The 17,494-nt window shown below is 64.3% G+C and carries 15 protein-coding genes; 3 read left to right on the top strand and 12 right to left on the bottom strand.

Features of this window, described 5'->3' with window-relative positions:
• Positions 1–187 precede the first annotated feature (187 nt).
• The 8 genes from EB233_RS03430 to hpaR all read right to left on the bottom strand — a co-directional run bounded on the left by EB233_RS03430 (position 188) and on the right by hpaR (position 8,831).
• Positions 188–1,954, bottom strand: coding sequence for an ABC transporter ATP-binding protein (locus tag EB233_RS03430; protein ID WP_064990077.1), 1,767 nt, complete (start codon positions 1,952–1,954; stop codon positions 188–190).
• Between the two features lie 109 nt (positions 1,955–2,063).
• Positions 2,064–3,008 (bottom strand): acetamidase/formamidase family protein, encoded by a 945-nt coding sequence (locus EB233_RS03435; RefSeq protein ID WP_064990076.1) that lies wholly within the window; start codon positions 3,006–3,008, stop codon positions 2,064–2,066.
• Positions 2,998–4,641, bottom strand: a complete 1,644-nt coding sequence (locus tag EB233_RS03440; RefSeq protein ID WP_064990075.1) for an ABC transporter substrate-binding protein — start codon at positions 4,639–4,641, stop codon at positions 2,998–3,000. The genes EB233_RS03435 and EB233_RS03440 overlap by 11 nt, the downstream gene beginning before the upstream one ends.
• 51 nt (positions 4,642–4,692) lie before the next feature.
• A complete protein-coding gene (locus EB233_RS03445) occupies positions 4,693–5,613 on the bottom strand; it encodes an ABC transporter permease (protein WP_064990074.1) in 921 nt (306 codons plus the stop codon).
• 13 nt (positions 5,614–5,626) lie between these two features.
• Entirely contained in the window at positions 5,627–6,535 is a 909-nt protein-coding gene (locus EB233_RS03450) for an ABC transporter permease (RefSeq protein WP_064990073.1), read from the bottom strand.
• A complete protein-coding gene (locus EB233_RS03455) occupies positions 6,513–7,130 on the bottom strand; it encodes an ANTAR domain-containing response regulator (RefSeq protein WP_064990072.1) in 618 nt (205 codons plus the stop codon). The genes EB233_RS03450 and EB233_RS03455 overlap by 23 nt, the downstream gene beginning before the upstream one ends.
• On the bottom strand, positions 7,127–8,221 hold the full coding sequence (locus EB233_RS03460) for a transporter substrate-binding protein (RefSeq protein WP_064990071.1): 1,095 nt from the start codon (positions 8,219–8,221) through the stop codon (positions 7,127–7,129). The genes EB233_RS03455 and EB233_RS03460 overlap by 4 nt, the downstream gene beginning before the upstream one ends.
• Before the next feature lie 214 nt (positions 8,222–8,435).
• Complete coding sequence (hpaR, locus tag EB233_RS03465) at positions 8,436–8,831, bottom strand: homoprotocatechuate degradation operon regulator HpaR (protein ID WP_244277731.1); 396 nt, start codon at positions 8,829–8,831, stop codon at positions 8,436–8,438.
• Positions 8,832–9,043: 212 nt separating this feature from the next.
• Here hpaR and EB233_RS03470 point away from each other — a divergent pair, with 212 nt between their 5' ends.
• Positions 9,044–9,256, top strand: coding sequence for a hypothetical protein (locus EB233_RS03470; RefSeq protein ID WP_064990069.1), 213 nt, complete (start codon positions 9,044–9,046; stop codon positions 9,254–9,256).
• Here EB233_RS03470 and EB233_RS03475 read toward each other — a convergent pair.
• From EB233_RS03475 to EB233_RS03490, 4 genes are all read right to left on the bottom strand, one after another.
• Positions 9,253–10,383, bottom strand: a complete 1,131-nt coding sequence (locus EB233_RS03475) for an aminomethyl transferase family protein (protein ID WP_064990068.1) — start codon at positions 10,381–10,383, stop codon at positions 9,253–9,255. The genes EB233_RS03470 and EB233_RS03475 overlap by 4 nt on opposite strands.
• 51 nt (positions 10,384–10,434) lie before the next feature.
• A complete protein-coding gene (locus EB233_RS03480; protein ID WP_064990067.1) occupies positions 10,435–11,211 on the bottom strand; it encodes an ABC transporter substrate-binding protein in 777 nt (258 codons plus the stop codon).
• A 123-nt stretch (positions 11,212–11,334) separates the two neighbouring features.
• Positions 11,335–13,077 carry a hydantoinase B/oxoprolinase family protein gene (locus tag EB233_RS03485; RefSeq protein ID WP_064990682.1) on the bottom strand — a complete coding sequence of 581 codons (1,743 nt, stop codon included), beginning with the start codon at positions 13,075–13,077 and terminating at the stop codon, positions 11,335–11,337.
• A 16-nt stretch (positions 13,078–13,093) separates the two neighbouring features.
• Positions 13,094–15,178: a hydantoinase/oxoprolinase family protein gene (locus EB233_RS03490; protein WP_064990066.1), complete on the bottom strand. Its 2,085-nt coding sequence runs from the start codon at positions 15,176–15,178 to the stop codon at positions 13,094–13,096.
• A 220-nt stretch (positions 15,179–15,398) separates the two neighbouring features.
• On the opposite strand from EB233_RS03490, the gene EB233_RS03495 reads away from it, so the two are divergent.
• Together EB233_RS03495 and deoC are read left to right on the top strand one after the other, a co-directional pair.
• Entirely contained in the window at positions 15,399–16,226 is an 828-nt protein-coding gene (locus EB233_RS03495) for a ferredoxin--NADP reductase (RefSeq protein WP_027052854.1), read from the top strand.
• Positions 16,227–16,416: 190 nt separating this feature from the next.
• Entirely contained in the window at positions 16,417–17,463 is a 1,047-nt protein-coding gene (gene deoC, locus EB233_RS03500) for a deoxyribose-phosphate aldolase (RefSeq protein WP_064990681.1), read from the top strand.
• Positions 17,464–17,494: the final 31 nt, after the last annotated feature.

Here is a 17,494-nt window from a genome sequence, read left to right on the forward strand (position 1 = left end):
TGGAAGCGCCTGCTGCCCGGGCCAAGTATCGGATCCAACCTGCCGGCGCGTCCGCCCTTTTTGCCGACGAAGCGATCCGCGCCTAAAGCGCGTCGCGTCGAAACGGATTCATGCGGCGCGCTTTAGGTCTTTGTTTTTTTGTGCATGTCGTTCTCCCAGAACCGAGGTCACTTCTGGGCGACATGCATTAGCCTTCGGCAGCGACCAGATGCCCGTTGCCAACATCCAGCAATGACAGTTTCAGCGGCGCATCGCCGATCCTGCGGGTGGCGCTCGGGATTTCCTGGTCGAGGCGAGCGAAGCGGCTTCTGCGCTGTGCCGGGTCTGGCACCGGCACGGCTTCGATCAGCCGTTTGGTGTAGGGATGGCGCGGGTTGGAAAACACTTGGTCGCGCGTACCCATCTCGACGATCTGGCCGAGATACATGACGGCGACGCGGTCGGAGATATTCTCGACCACCGCCATGTCGTGCGAGATGAAGAGATAGGCGACGCCGAACTCGCGCTGTAATTCCTTCAGCAGGTCAAGCACGCGCGCCTGCACCGACACATCGAGCGCCGACACGCTTTCGTCGGCGATGATCAGTTTCGGCCGCAAGGCGAGAGCTCGCGCGATGCAGACGCGCTGGCGCTGGCCACCGGAGAATTCGTGGGGATAAAGCTCCATCTGATCGGCTGACAGGCCGACGCGCTCGAACAGCGTCGCCACCCGGCTCAGCCGCTCCTCCCGCGAGGCAATGCCATGGATGACCAGCGGCTCGGCGACGAGGTCGCCGACGCGCATGCGCGGATCGAGCGAGGCGAACGGATCCTGGAAGATCATCTGCACGTCGCGGCGTACCGCCTTGCGCTCGTCACGGCCAAGGCCGGAGAGATTGCGTCCGCCGATGACGATGTCGCCGCCGTAAGGCACCAACCCGGCCAACGCCTTGGCGGTGGTCGACTTGCCGCAGCCGGACTCGCCGACCAGCGCCAGCGTCTCGTTGGGCGCGATGGAAAAGCTGACGCCCTCGACAGCGTGAACACGCCGGTTAACCCGGCCGAAGACGCCGCCGCGCAGGTCGAAGCGGACATGCAGGTCCTTGACGTCGGCGACGTTTGCCGGCTTCAAAACCTCGGTCGGCTCCCTGGATTTCTGGCGGCCGACACCGCCGCCGATGCGCGGCACGGCAGCCAGCAATTCGCGCGTATAGTCGGCCCGCGGCCGGGCGAAGATGTCCGATGTCTTGCCTTCCTCGACCATGCAGCCCTGCCGCATGATGATGACGCGATCCGCCATTTCGGCGACCACGCCCATGTCGTGGGTAATGAGGATGACACTGGTGCCGTGCTGGCGCTGCAGGTCTCGCAACAGTTCCAGCACCTCGCCCTGCACGGTGACGTCGAGCGCCGTCGTCGGCTCATCGGCGATCAGCACGTCGGGCTCGAGCGCCAGCGCCATGGCGATCATCACCCGCTGGCGCATGCCGCCCGACAATTCGTGCGGAAACTGCTTTAGCCGGCTTTCAGCTTCCGAAATGCGCACCGCCTTCAGCGCCTCGATGGCGCGCTGGCGGGCCTCGGCCTGCGACAGGCTGGTGTGGGCCTCGATGGATTCGGTGAGCTGCCGGCCGATCGACAGCACCGGATTGAGCGAGGTCATCGGCTCCTGGAAGATCATGGCGATGCGGTCGCCGCGAATGCGGCGCATCTGGCGTTCGTCGAGGCTGGTTAGCTCGGTGTCGCCGAGCCGGATTTGGCCTGACGAAATACGCCCGGCCGGCTGCGGCAAGAGCTGCATGATTGCCAGCGCGGTCATCGACTTGCCGGAGCCGGATTCGCCGGCAATGCAGAGCGTTTCGCCACGCTTGAGCGTCAGCGACAGGCTGGAGACGACCTCGCGCGAGCCATCCTCGCCGCGCACGGAGACGCAGAGGTTGGCGATGTCGAGGATTGTTTCGGGGGTCGAGGTCATTGCAAGGGCAGGAGTCCGAGATGTCTTGTGCGGCACGGATGCAACTGCCGATCTCCCCCCTTGAGGGGGAGATGCCCGGCAGGGCAGAGGGGGGTGCGGCGCAGACCTCTCATTCAAACACGCAGCGTGGGAAGTAGAACGACACCACCCAGTTCGGCATGTCGACGATCTCGCTGATCCTGAGATCGCCGCAAACCGAGGCCAGCATGTAGGCTTCGACCGGATCGATCTTGTAGCGGCCGGAGATGAGGTCGACCATCTGGGCAACCGCTTCCTTCGCCCCGGTCATCAGGTCCGGGCCTATTCCTGTGGTCACCTCATAGCCCTTGGCGTCGAGATGCCGCGTCACCGGGCCTGGCGTGGTGAAGCGCGGCGTCTTCAGCCTGGCGTCCTTGACCAGGTCGAGTTTGAGCACGACGTCCATCGGGCTTTCGATCGCGGTGCCGCAGACCTCGCCGTCGCCCTGCGCGGCGTGCGTGTCGCCAACCGAGAACAGCGCGCCCGCCACTTCCACCGGCAGATAGAGCGTGGTGCCGGCGGCGAGATCGCGGATATCGAGATTGCCGCCGACGCGCCGCGGTGGCACCACCGAGTGGAGACCCTTCTCGGCCGGCGCATTGCCGATGGTGCCGGCAAACGGCTTCAGCGGCACGCGCGCTTGTCTACCGAACAGCGCCGGCTCGAGCGAAGCCGCGTCGTACTTCCAGATGTTCAGCGCCGGCTCCTTGAAGTCGTCCGCGAGCAGACCAAAGCCCGGAATGTTGGCCGTCCAGCCGAAGCCGGACGGCTTGAACATCTCGATCGTCACCTTGAGTGCGTCGCCCGGCTCGGCGCCCTCGACGAAGATCGGCCCGGTCACCGGGTTGATCTGCGCGAAGTCGAGCTTGGCGATGTCGGCGACCGTGCTGCCGGCCTGCAACTGGCCGCCGGAGGAATCGAGGCACTGGAACTCGATGGTCGAGCCGGGCGCCACCCGCTCAGCCGGGGCAAAGGAATTGTCCCAGCCGAAATGGTGATGGCGCCCGTGGATGGTGTAGTCGCAGTTATTGCACATCTTTTACGTACACATTGTCATAGTTGATCGGAACGTGAACCGGGTCGACATAGAGATTGTCGGCGCCGCCCATGCGCGCGGATTTCATGGTGAAGCGTTGCTCGTTGAAGACCGGCGCCCACGGTGCGTCCGCCATGATCTTGGCGTAGATGTCGCTCCACATCTTGTAGCGCTGCTCGGACTTCGCCGGGTCGACGATCGAGTCGGCCTCAGCCGCCTTGGCATCGAGATCCTTGTTGCAGTACCACGACCAGTTCCAGCCGCCCGGCACCGCACCGGCGCAGCCGAGGATCGGGCCATAGAAGTTGGAGGGGTCCGGGAAATCAGCGATCCAGCCCATGCCGCCGGACCAGATCATCGGCGCGCCGGCCTTGTCGCCACCGGCCGCAATGACATTGGCCTGGGCCAGCGCCTGGATGCTGGCCTTGATGCCGATCGCCGCCAGATCCTGCTGGATCGCCTGGGCGATGCGCGGGTTGGGGTCGGTGTTCATGGCAAACAGCTGCGTGTCGAAACCATCGGGATGCCCAGCCTCGGCAAGCAGCGCCTTGGCCTTGGCGACGTCATAGGGATAGCCCGCGAACGCCTTGTCGTAGGCCGGCATCGACGGCGGCAGCGGCTGGTTGGCCGGCACCGCACGGCCGTTGATGATCTGGATGATGCGCGCCTTGTTGATCGCCATGTTGACGGCCTGGCGCACCTTCACATTGTCGAAGGGCGCCATGGTGGTGTTCATGGTGATATAGCCGGTATGCAACTGCCCGCCTTCGACGACGCGCGCCTTCTGCTCGGGGTCGGACATCACCTCCTGGAATTTGGCTGGAGGAATGCCGTCGAGGGGCAGATCGATCTCGCCCTTCTGCAGGCGCAGCAGCGCCACGATCGGCTCCTGGCCGACCTCGAAGGTGATCTTGTCCACATGCGGCAGGCCCTTGTGCCAGTAATCCGGGTTGCGCACGAAGACGATGCGCTGGCCAAGCGTCCATTCGGCGAGCTTGAAGGCACCGGTGCCGACCGGATGCTTGCCGAAATCGGCGCCGTATTTTTCCACCTCCTCCTTCGGCACGACATGCGAGAAATTGATGGCCATGACATGCAGGAAGGTGGCGTCGGGCCGGCTTAGCTCGAACTTGACGGTGTAGGGGTCGACGACGGTGACGCCGGAGAGGCTTTGCGCCTTGCCGGCGGCGACGTCGTCATAGCCCTTGATCGAACCGAAGAAGCCGGCGCCGGGGCTCTGCGTCTTCGGGTTGGTGACGCGGTCGAGCGAGTACTTCACGTCGTCGGCGGTCATCTCGCGGCCATTGTGGAATTTGACGCCATGGCGCAGCTTGAAGGTGAAAGTCTTGCCGTCGGGCGAAATCTCGTAGCTTTCGGCAAGATCGGGCTTGAGCTTGGTCGTGCCCGGTTCGTAATCCATCAGCCCGTCGAACAGGCTCTTGATCATCGACCAGTTCTGCCAGTCATAACCGATGGCAGGGTCGAGCGTCGTGACGTCGTCCTTATAGGTGGCGATGATCTCTCCGCCCTGCTTGGCGTTGGGATCGATGGTGTCCTCGGCGCGGGCGCTTGCCATGCCGAGCATCAGCGCCAGCGCTGATGCAGCGACGGTGGAGGCCAGAAATTTCTTCATTTCGTGTTCCCTTTCTCTGTTTGTTTTCTTGGTTTCATCCGAATTTGAGGCTCATCTCAGCTTGATACGGGGGTCGATGAAGGGCGCGATGATGTCGGCCAAGAGGTTGCCGAGCACGATGGCGAAGGCCGAGACCAGCGTGACGCCCATGATGATCGGAATGTCGACGCGCTGGATGGCCTGCCAGGCGAGCTGACCGATGCCGGGCCAGCCGAACACGCTTTCGACGACGACGATGCCGCCCATGAAGATGCCGATATCGATGCCGATCATGGCGATGACCGGCAGGATGGCGTTGGGCAGCGCATGGCGGAAAATGATGGCGCCGCGCGCCAGGCCTTTCGCCCGTGCCGTGCGGACATAATCCTGGCGCAGCACGTCGATCATCGACGAGCGCATCATGCGCGCGTACCAGCCGGCGCCGAGGATGCCCATCGTAAGCGACGGCAGCACCAGATGGCGCCAGGTGCCGTAGCCGCCGATCGGAAACCAGCTGAGCCGCACCGCAAAGACGTAGAGCAGCAAGAGACCGACGACGAATTGCGGCGCCGAGACGCCAACGAAGGAAGCGACCATCAAGGTCTGGTCGGTGGCGGTGCCGCGCTTGACGGCGGCGATCAGGCCCATCGAGAGCCCGATCAGCAGCTCGCACAGTATGGCGCCGACCATCAGCAACAGGCTTGCCGGCAGCCGCGAGACGATCAGTTCGGTGACTTCGGAGCGCTGGATATAGGAGCGGCCGAGATCGCCGCTGACGAGCTTGGTCAGATAGCGCCAGTACTGGACGACAAAGGGCTGGTCGAGACCGAGCTGCTGGCGGATGTTCTCGACCGTCTGCGGCGTTGCGCTGCGGCCGGCAATCTGGCGCACCGGGTCGGCCGGCAGGAGATAGAGCAGCGCGAAGGTGATCAGCGAGACGCCGAGCAGGATTAGAGCCGACTGGATCAGGCGGCGGCCGAGATAGGCGATCATGACCGGCTCCCCATTATTCCCGCCCTCGCTGCGTCGGATCGAGGATGTCGCGCAGCGCGTCGCCGATCAGGTTGAAGGCCAGCGCCAGCGCCAGGATCGCGGCGCCGGGGAAGAACACCAGCCAGGGTGCGGCCTGGAAATAGGTCTGGTTTTCGAAAATGATGTTGCCCCAGGATGCCGTCGGCGGCTGCACGCCGATGCCTAGGAAGGAGAGCGTCGCCTCCAGCAGCACCGTGGTCGAAATGCCGAGCGTGCCCCAGACGATGATGGTCGGCAGCAGATGCGGCAGGATGTGGCGAAACAGGATGCGCGGCGCGCCGGCGCCGATGGTGCGTTCGGCGTCGATGAACTCGCGTTCGGCGAGCGAGGAGGTCTCGGTGTAGATGACGCGCGCGGTCTGCACCCAGTTGACCAGAGCGATGACCATGGCGACGATCCACAGGCTCGGCTGGAAAACCGCCGCCAGGCAGATGGCCAGCAGCAGCGCCGGGAACGCCATCATCAGATCGGTGAAACGCATCAGCGCGCTGCCGATCCAGCCACGGAAATAGCCGGCGGTGACACCGACCAGCGTGCCGATCAGCAGCGCCACGCCATTGGCGACGATGCCGATGATCAGCGAGGTGCGGGCGCCATAGAGGATGCGGGTCAAGAGATCGCGTCCGAGCAGGTCGGTGCCGAGCCAGAATTTGGCATCCGGCGGCAGCGGCGAACCCTCGATGGTAAGGCCGTCGAACATCTGCTCGTTGGGATCATAGCCGGTCAGCCAGGGCGCCAGCACCGCGCCGGCGACGACGATGGCAACGATGACCAGGCCGAGCAAAGCCAGACGGCGCTTGACCAGCCGGCGCCAGACTCCGGCGCGCGGCTTGGCCGGCATGCGTATTGTTGCCGGCAGATCAGGCGCGATGGGACTGGTCATCGCCGCTCTCTTCCCCGGTCTTGACCTCATCGGTCATCGCCACGATCCGGCGCGCGGCGTCCTCGACACTGATCTGCCAACTCATTGCCAGCGAGCGCAATTGCGCGTAGGCGCGCTCATCATCCGAGCCTTTCGACAGCGCCGCCACCGCGCGCACGATGGTCTGGCGCTCGGCGACGCGCTGTCGCAGCAAAGAAATTTCGCCGGCTAAATGTTTTCGCGCTTCGAAACTCTGGCGAGCGATCAACAGCGCGCTGTAGACGCCGGCATTGCCGACCGGCTTCAAGAGTTGCGCGTCGGCCTTGTGCGACAGTGCCCATTCGATGCGGCCCGGCGCCTCGGAGCCGATCAGCGCCACCAGCGGCATCGGCGCTTCGCCCGGCTTCCATGGGAATTGCTCGTCGAAACCGAGATCGGTATCGAAGAAGACGAAATCGGCGGCCAGCGCCTCGGGCGGCAGTTCCGGCCAGCAGTCGAGCGCGACCAGGCCGATGGCCGACAATTGCCGGGTGATGGCCTGCACCGTCGGATGCGGACGATGCAGGATGAAGGCCCTGGCGCCGCCGAGATTGGGGATGCGCGGCGTCCGGGTCACGACACCACCCGCAGGCGCGGACGGCCGAATGTCTTGGCCGGATCGTAGCGCGACAGATAGGGATCCGGCGCCACCTCATCCTCACGGCTGACGACCTCGAAGAAGCCATCGGCGATCCTGCCGATGATCACCGGCAGCGTCGCGTGCTGGGAACGGGCATCGATGGTGATCGGTCCGAGCCGGGTGGAGAAGCGCTGCTCGGCGAAGGCCCTGGAAAACTCCGCCGGGCCGGCGTCAGGATCGCGAGACAGCACATCGGCCATCACTTGCACGGACGCGTAAGCCGAGGCCTCGAAGGATGAGGCGAAGGCTGCCGGCCGCGGTGCAAAGTAGGGTCCGACCGACAAATGCCCCCGTCCCGTCTCGCCTATCGCCGGCAGCTCGCCCTCGGTGAGGTTGCAGGAGATGACGGGGCAGTTTTCCGGACGGAAAGCCGCATCCTCGTTGCCCAGATCGCGATAGGCGGCGAGGAAGGCGTAGGACGAGGTGCCGATCAGATTGTTGAGGATGAAATTCGGCCGCGTCGCCCGGATCTCTCCGATCAGGCGCGACACATCGGTTTCGCCGATGCGTAGATAGCGCTCGCCCAGAACCTTGCCGCCGGCATCGGCGATGAGGTCTCGCGCGACCCGGTTCATCTCCCAGCCCCAGATGTAATTCGAGCCGAGCAGGAAGCCGTTGGCGCCGAAGCGCGGCACGACATGGGCCATCAGCGGCACCAGGTGCTGGTTAGGGCAGGCGTGCATGTAGACGACATGCTCGTTGGCCTCGAACCCCTCATAGGGGCAGGCATACCAGAGCATTCCGCCGGCCTTCTCCAGCACGGGGATCGTCTCCTTGCGGCTCCAGGAGGTGACGCAGCCGACGACATGACGCGCGCTGCTCGTCTTGAAAATGTCCTCGCACAGCGTCGCGTAGCGGTCGGCATTGCTTTGCGGATCGCGCTCGACCGGCACCAATTCGATGCCCGAGCCGCGATCGGCATTGATGTCGGCGATGGCGCGCATGGCGCCCATGCGGCACGCATCGGAGATCAGCTGATAGCTGCCCGAGCGGGAATACAGGATGCCGATCTCGATGCGCCGTTTCAAACAGGACCCCAGAAATGACAATGCCCCGCAGCCAGCGCCGAAAAGGGCGAGGCATACGAGGCATATTTGCCGCCCGGCGATCAGAGCCGGTATTTCGCCTTAGGGTATTCAGTCCGGCCAGTCAGTCAAGCGGGAAAGTGCGTGGGCTCGCCTTAGCCATGCCGCACTGTGCGCCGGGCGGTGCGTTAACGCCGCGCTCAGGGATCGAAAAGCCTCAGCTCTCGCCGCCGATCAGGCTCTCCAGGAGATCGAGCAGTTGCTCCAGCTTCTCGTGGCCGAAGCGCTGTTCGATATCGTCGTAGATGACGCGGCGCTCCGGCGACAGGGCGTCGATCAGGGCGGAACCGGCCGGGGCGATGGTCAGGACGACGCGACGGCCGTCGCCTTCCGCCTTGTTGCGGGTGATGAATTTTCGGCCCTCGAGCGCCTTGATGATGCGAGTCAGGCTGGGCGGCAGCACCGAGGCGCGCTCGGCAAGCTCGGTCGCCTCGACCGGGCCGGCCTCGCTCAGCACGCGCAGCACGCGCCATTGCTGTTCGGTGACGTCATGCGCGGCGAGCATCGGACGAAACCGCGCCATCACCGCTTCGCGGGCATGAAGCAGCGCCATCGGCAGGGAGCGGCGGGTGTTTTCTGGCAGCAAGAAGCAGTGTCCCCGACAGTGCGGCGTTCAGCGGATTTCCACCCCGATGAATCGCGCGCGAAACCCGATCCTCCCATCCCGTATCTTCGCGCCAAGAGCGATGCAAGACTTGGCTTGGGTGACACTGCATATAATTAGCGCGTTAATTAAAACAATACACCATACAGGGAACGAGGGCGGTGCCGCATTTCTCCATCGAGTATTCGACCAATCGCGACACCAGGGTCGACATCGACGGGTGGTGCGGACTGATGTTGGGCACCGGGATCAGCGAGGTAATGAGTTGGGTCGTCATCCAGGACGAAGTTCCGTCGCGGAGGCCCGAGGATGACGAAGTGACGGGTATCGTCGCCAATCGCCCGGGCAGGCCGCCCGTCAACGAAAGCGGTTAACCCCGCAGCCTCGCCCCTTCCGCATCGAAGAACGGCATCGGCGCCACCACCGCGCGGGTCGGTTTGCCGTCGATGACGATGCTGACCTCAGTGCCGATCGCGGTGAAGGGCAGCCGCAGATGCGCGGTGGCCAGCACCTTGCCGAGGGAATAGCCGTGGTCGCTGTAGGTGACGATGCCGGCATCCTCGCCGTCGGCCAGCACACGGGCATCCGTCGCGGCCGGTCTGTCGCCATCGAGGATCAAGCCGGTCCAACGCTCATCGAGACCCTTGTCGCGGATCTTGAGCAGCGCTTCACGGCCGACGAAATCGCCCTTGTCGAACTTGATCCAGCGGTCGAGGCCGACATGGAACGGCGTGCGGGTCTCGTCCATGTCGATGCCATGCGCCGGATAGGCCTTTTCCAGGCCGAGCGTGAACATAGCCAGGACGCCATAGGGCTTCAGGCCGAAGTCCTTGCCGGCCCGCATCAACGCGTCCCAGACGGAGGCCGCTTCGTCGGCCGGCACGAACAGTTCGAAGCCGAGTTCGCCGGTCACGCCGGTGCGCGAGATCAGGACGCGGGTGCCATTGACATGGCCCGATGTGAACGCCCAGCGTTTCAGACCATCGAGATCGGCATCCGAGACCAGCGCCTTCAACAGGTCGCGCGAGCGCGGGCCCTGGATGGTCGGGAAGGCGATCGCCGCGGTGATGTCGGTGACATAGGCCCTGCGCCCCTGCGCGTGATGCTGCAACCAAGGCAGCATCTTCAGCCGGTTGACCGAGCCGGTGACCAGCATGAAATGCTCTGGCGCCAGCCGGAACACGGTGAGGTCGTCCATGATGCCGCCGTCGTCGCGGCAGATCGTGGAATAGCGGACCTGGCCCGCTTTTATGGCCGCGGCGTCGTTGACGATGACATGATTGACCAGCGCCTCGGCGTCCGGCCCCTTGATGTCCATCTTGCCCATGGTGCTGAGATCCTGGACGCCGACATTCTTACGGGTGTTCAGGTGCTCGTCGGCGATGCTGGAATAATACTTGGCCGAGATGAAATCGCCGCCGACCCGACCCATCGTCGCGCCGAGCCCGACAATGCTGCCGTAGAAGGGGGAACGCCGCTCAGCCAAAGAGGTCTCCATCATTCATGAAAACGGCAGCGCGGGCGGCGCCGCCGATAGTATCTGTTGTCGTTCTCAGTTGCCGTAAACGTCGAAGGCAAAGTACTTGTCGTTGATTTCCTTGTATTTTCCGTTGGCGCGCAGCGCGTCGATGGCGGCATTGAACTTGTCGGCCAGTTCCTTGTTGCCCTTCTGCAGCGCGATGCCGACGCCAGGACCGTGGATGGCCGGATCGGCCGTCAGCGTGCCAAGCAGCTTGCAGCAGGCGCCGTCGGGCTTCTTCAGCCATTCGGTCAGGATGATCGAGCCGTCCATCATCGCGTCGAGCCGGCCATTGGCCATGTCGGTGCGGGCGTCGTCACCGGTCGGATAGGCCTTGACGGTCGAGCCTGCATATTTCTGCTCGGCGAATTTCTGGTGGATGGTGGCGGTCTGCACGCCGAGCGCCTTGCCTTTCAGATCGTCCGGCGAGGTGCCTGATATGGTCGAATCCTTCGGCACGGCGATGGCCGGCGGCGTCTGGTAGTACTTGTGGGTGAACTCGACCTTCTCGGCCCGCTCGGGCGTGATGGTGATGTTGATGATGGCATCGAACTTGCCGGCCTGAAGTGCGGGAATGGAACCGTCGAAATCCTGCACGATGAACTCGCAATCGGCCTTCATTTCGGCGCACAACGCCTTGCCTAGATCGATGTCGAAGCCGCCTAGCGTGCCGTCGGCACTGGCGTAGTTGAAGGGCGGATAGGCGCCCTCCGTGCCGATCCTGAGTTTCTTGTCCTGCGCGCTGGCGGCACCGGTGGCAAGCGTAAGAGCGACGGAACCGGCAAGCACGAAACGACCGAAAAGACGCATATTCCAGATCCCCGTTGAGCAACAGAAGTCTACGGGCTTTGGTGCTTTCGGCGGAGACGGAAACGACATGGGCTGCGGCGATCACGGCGCGGGAGCGACCCGCGCGATGACCAATAGTGGTCGTTAGCCGGCGCGCTGCCTGCCCGTCGCCGCCCGGTCAACGGCGAGATCACCCGCCGACAGGACCACGCCGAATTTTTGGCTGGCTTCCTCCGGGGTATAGTATCCCAGCGCCACATCGCGCTGTACCTGATCGGCGTCACGCTGGAACGGATCGCCATAGCCGCCGCCGCCCGGCGTGCCGACGCGCACGCGGTCGCCGGCCTTCAGTGGAATGTCCTGCTCCTTGGACAGATGCGGCGGCACATGCTCCACGCCGCCACGGAAGACGATGACGATGTTTGGCTCGCCGTCCTTGCCGCCGAGCGCGCCCTGCGGGCCGAAGCGGCCATGATCCATGACGAAGGAGGCGCGGGCATCGCCACGCAGGATCTCGACCTCATAGGCGAGGCCGAAGCCGCCACGATGCTTGCCGGCGCCGCCCGAACCTTCGCGCAAGGCATAGTGGCGGTAGAGCACCGGAAAGGCCTGCTCCATGATCTCGACCGGCGGCGACTTGGAAATGCCGATGGTCGAGCAGCCATTGGTCAGGCCGTCATGGCTGGCATTGCCGCCATAGCCCCCGCCGGAGATCTGGTACATGACATAGTCGCGGCCGCGCACCGGATCGCTGCCGCCGAGTGCGAAATTGCCGCTGGAGCCGGCGGGTGCCGCCGTCACCTTGTCGGGCAGTGCCTGCACCATGGCCGCAAACACCGCCTCGGCGATGCGCTGTGAGACCTCGGCCGCGCAGCCCGAGACGGGGCGCGGATATTTCGCATCGAGGAAGGTGCCTTCCGGCCGCTTGACGATCAGAGGCTCGAAAGCGCCGGCGCTGATCGGCACATCCGGGAAGATATGGCGCATGGCGAGGTAGACCGACGAGAGCGTCGTTGCCAGCACGCTGTTCATCGGCCCGGCGCAAGGTTTTGACGAACCGGCGAAATCGAAGGTGAGCGTCTCGCCGCTCTTCTCGACGGCAAGCGCAATGGTCAGCGGCTCGTTGACGACGCCGTCGGAATCGACGAAGGCCTTGGAATGATAGGTGCCGTCGGGAATGGCCGCAATGTTGACGCGCATCTGTTCGGCGGCGCGGCGGCGCAGTTCGGCTATGGCCTCGCTAACTGTTTCGTCTCCGTAACGATCCAGGATTCCGTTGAGCCGGTCTTGGCCGATCAGCAGCGCGGCGGCCTGCGCCCTGATGTCGCCGATGCGCTGGTCGGCGACACGGATGTTGGAGCAGATGATGGCGTAGATTTCAGGGTCGAGAACGCCCTTCTTGAACAGTTTTACCGGCGGCAGCCGCAGGCCTTCCTGCTCGACCGCGGTCGCGGAAGCCGAGAAGCCACCCGGCACCGAGCCGCCAATGTCGGGCCAATGGCCGGTATTGGACAGCCAGCAGAAGATCTTTCCGCCCCGGTAGACCGGCATGACGAAACGCACATCCATGAGATGGGTGCCGCCGAGATAGGGATCGTTGACGATGTAGATATCGCCGGGCTCCGGGGCCAGGCAGCGTCCATCGGCGATCATCTCGATCACCGTTTTGGTCGAATACTGCATGACGCCGACGAACACCGGCAGGCCCTGGCTGCCTTGCGCGATCAGCGAGCCGTCGACCGCGGAATAGATGCCGTCGGAACGGTCGTTGGCCTCGGCGATCACAGGCGAGAAGGCGGCGCGCGAAAAGGTCAGGTCCATCTCGTCGCAAACCTGCTGCAGCGCAGCCTGGAGGACCGAAAGCGTGATGGCGTCGAGCTTTGCCATATCAATGTCAGGCATTTCACGCCTCGCCAATGTCGATGATGATGTTGCCGTCGGCGTCCGAGCGAGCCCGGTCGCCGGGTTCAAGCACGGTGGTGGCGTCCATCTGTTCGAGGATCGCCGGCCCTTCGATGATGGCGTCGAGCGGCAGTTTTTCCCTGATATAAACCGGCGTGTCGTGCCAGCGTCCGGCATACCAGACGGGCCGGATTTCGCGCCGCGCCTCGTCGAGCGTCTTGGCGCGCCCGGCGGGGTCGATCAGCCGCGACAGGTCGATCGCCGGCCTGACGCCGGTCACCGAGGTGTTGAGATTGACGAGATTGGCGCGAATCTCCGGCAGTTCAACCTTGAAGCGGGCGAAATAGGCTTTTTCGAACAGTGCCTGCAGCTGGTTGCGGGCCACCGTCGAGGACGGCAGCGGTACGTTGATGATGTGGGTCTGGCCGACGAACTGCATGTCGGCGGAGTGGGTGACGCGGATCGTCTCCGGCTTCACCGCTTCCTTGCCGATCAGCTCTTCGCCTTCGTTCCGGTGCCGTTCCAATACCTGATGAAGCTGGGCTTCGTCGAGCACGGCGACCGGCTGGTTGATGGTGTTGACGAAGTCATGGCGCAAATCGGCGACGACGCAGCCGAGCGCGTTGGTGATACCGGGCCGCGCCGGCACCAGCACCCGGGGCAGGCCGAGCTCGCGTGCTAGGGCTGTCGCATGCAGCGGCCCGGCGCCGCCAAAGGCGAACAGCGCGAAATCGCGCGGGTCATGGCCGCGCGACACCGAGACCATGCGGATGGCGCCGGCCATCTTCATGTTGCCGAGCTTGAGCACCGCACCCGCCGCTTCGACGCCGGACAGTCCCGTGGCCTTGCCTATTTTTTCTTCGAAGATGCCGGTGACGCGCTCGACGGTGACCGGGTTTTCTACCGCCAGCAGCTTCTTCGGCGCCAGCCGGCCAAGCACCAGATTGGCGTCGGTGATGGTCGGCTCCAGGCCGCCGCGGCCGTAGCAAATCGGGCCGGGATTGGCGCCAGCACTTTCTGGGCCGATCTGGATCAGGCCGGCCGCGTCGACGCGGGCGATCGAGCCGCCGCCGGCGCCGACCGTGTGCACCGCCACCATCGGCACGTGGATCGGCATGGCATATTCGATCTCGATCTCGTTGGAGACAGCCGGCTCGGCGTTGCGGATCAGCGCCACGTCGGTCGAGGTGCCGCCCATGTCGTAGGTGACGAGGTTTTCGAAGCCGGCGCGCTTGCCCGTATAGGCGGCGGCGATGACGCCGGAGGCCGGGCCGGACATCACGGTCTTGGCCGATTCACGTGTGACGAAGCGGGCCGAGATCATGCCGCCATTGCCGTTCATGATCAGGAAGTCGCGGGCATAGCCTTTGGCGGCCAGTTCCTTGCGCAGCCGCTCGACATAGCGTTCGAGGATCGGCTGCACCGAGGCGTTGACCGAGGCGGTGACGCCGCGCTCGAATTCGCGCGCTTCCGACAGCAGCGCATGACCCGTGGTGATGTAGCCGTTCGGCCAAAGTTCGGCGGCGATCTCGGCGGCACGGCGCTCATGCGCGGGGTTGGCGTAGGAATGCAGGAAATGGATGACGAGGGATTCGCAGCCGACCGCGATCAGTGCCTTCACCGCCTCGCGCATTCCGGCTTCGTCGAGCGGCGTGCGCACCGCGCCCGAGGCCTCGACGCGCTCCGCCACCTCGAGCCGGAGATTGCGTGGGATGACGGGGACGAAGGTGCCGGTCATGCCATAGGCTTGCGGCCGCGTGCGCCGGCCCAACTCGATCACGTCGCGAAAGCCGCGCGTCGTGATCATGCCGGTCCTGGCCAGCCTGCGTTCCAGCACGGCGTTGGTGGTCGTCGTCGTGCCATGCACGATGAGGTCGATACCATCGATCGCAAAACCGGTGGCGCCGAGTGCCGAAACGACGCCGAAGGCCTGGTTGTCGACCGTCGTCGGGGTCTTGGCCAGATACACCTTGCCACCGTCCTTGCCGTCGATCAGAAGCAGGTCGGTGAAGGTCCCGCCGACATCGATGCCGGCAACGACGCTGCCCAGGGAATCCGGCGGCCGCACCGAAAAATTCTCTTTCATTGTCGAAACCCGAAATGCTGGGACTACGGATATGGCGCAGTTTGGAAAGGTGTTTCGCGGCGGTATCTTGACGCAAATATCGTTTGTATACTAATAAACTTCGGACACAAGAGCTTACCGCTTTGGAGTGTGCGAGCAGCACGCCGGGACCTGAACGGTCCGGGCGCGCAGGAAAGAGTTTGGCGCCCGCGTCCTCGGTCAGGCCAGAAAGTTGGATTTGATGAACACCACATCCGCCTTCGACACCGCCGGCGCCCGCCCGCTGCAGTTTCCCATACCGGCCAATGTCTACGCGCAGACCGTCGTCTCGGTGAAGCATTACACCGACCGCCTGTTCTCGTTCCGCATCACCCGTCCGCAGTCGCTGCGCTTCCGCTCTGGCGAGTTCGTCATGATCGGCCTGCCCAATGCCGAGAAGCCGGTGTTTCGCGCCTATTCGGTGGCCAGCCCGGCCTGGGACGAGGAACTGGAATTCTTCTCGATCAAGGTGCCGGACGGCCCGCTGACCTCGGAACTGCAGAAGATCCAGGTCGGCGATACCGTCATCATGCGCCAGAAGTCGACCGGCACGCTAGTGATCGATGCGCTGACGCCGGCAAAGCGACTGTTCATGATCTCGACCGGCACCGGCATCGCACCCTTCGCCAGCCTGCTGCGCGATCCCGACACCTACGAGAAGTTCGACCAGCTGATCCTGACCCACACCTGCCGCGACAATGCCGAGCTGATCTACGGCCAGGAATTGGTGGCGGCGCTGCAAAGCGACCCGCTGATCGGCGAGCTCACCGAAGGCCGCGTCACGCTCTACAATTCGACGACCCGCGAAGAATCGGCTCGCATGGGCCGCATCACCGCGCTGATCGGCTCCGGCAAATTCTATTCCGACCTCGGCATCGACAAGCTCAATCCGGACACCGACCGCATCATGATCTGCGGCTCGATGCATATGCTGAAGGACGTCAAGGAGATGGCCGAAAACCTCGGCTTCCAGGAAGGTTCGCTCAGCCATCCCGCGACTTTCGTCGTCGAGCGCGCCTTCGTCGGCTGAGGCCTGATGCCGACACTTCAAGCCCGCATTTTGACCATGCGGTCAAAAACCAGCTGCTTTTGCGGCCTTTTTCAGCTATCCCTCGCTTGAGGACTCGTGAAGCACGACTTCACGGGCTATCTTTGTGCGTGCCGGAAAACTGACGTGCACAAAGACATCAAGCGCAAGTCGCTGAATGAAAGGGCAGGAGATGAGCAGCACAATCCGCGAAGCCGATCTTGGCACCAAGGTGACGCCGCTGCCGGCCCGCGCCGCCGCCAACATCGCGACAGCGCTGGACCATCGCATCGCGCGCAATCCCGGCATGAAGCTCGATCTCGGCTTCATGGAATCGGTGCGCTCCGTCAACCGCTCGGCGCTGGAACGCCGCGTTGCCAGCCTGACCAAGCGGCGCTCGATCAAGGCCGACAACCAGGCGGCCTGGCTGCTGCGCGCCGTCGCCTGCATGGATCTGACGACGCTGAATTCCAACGATACCGAGGAGCGCGTACGCCGGCTCTGCGCCAAGGCGATCAACCCGTTCCGCCGCGACATCGTCGAAGGCCTCGGCATATCAGGTGAAACCATCCGGCCGGCGGCGGTCTGCGTCTATCATCCCTTCGTCGCCACCGCGGTCGACGCCGTGCGCGGCACCGGCATTCATGTCGCCGCCGTCTCAACCGCCTTTCCGCACGGCCTGGCGCCGCTGTCGACCCGGCTGCAGGAAATCGAGGCCTCGGTGCGCGACGGCGCCGACGAGATCGACGTCGTCATTCCGCGCGGGCTGGTGTTCGGCGCCAAGTGGCGGGAGCTCTACAACGAGATCGTATCGATGCGCGCCGCCTGCGGTGACGCGCATCTGAAGGTCATCCTCGGCACAGGCGACCTCGCCACTTTGCGCAACGTCATGCTGGCCTCGATGGTCGCGATGATGGCGGGCGCCGATTTCATCAAGACCTCGACCGGCAAGGAAAGCGTCAACGCGACGCTGCCCGTCGGCCTCGCCATGGTGCGCGCCATCCGCGCTTATTTCGAGGAAACCGGCTTTTTCATCGGCTTCAAGCCGGCCGGCGGCATCTCCACCGCGAAAGCCTCGCTCGACTGGCTGGTGCTGATGAAGGAAGAGCTCGGCCGGCCATGGCTGGAGCCCGAACTGTTCCGCTTCGGCGCATCGAGCCTTTTGACCGACATCGAACGGCAGCTCGAGCATCATCTGACCGGGCATTATTCGGCCAATCACCGCCACGCAATGGCTTGAGCACCCACCCCGATCGGCTTGGCCGATCGAC

Source organism: Mesorhizobium erdmanii, from assembly GCF_013170725.1.
Lineage (GTDB): Bacteria > Pseudomonadota > Alphaproteobacteria > Rhizobiales > Rhizobiaceae > Mesorhizobium > Mesorhizobium erdmanii.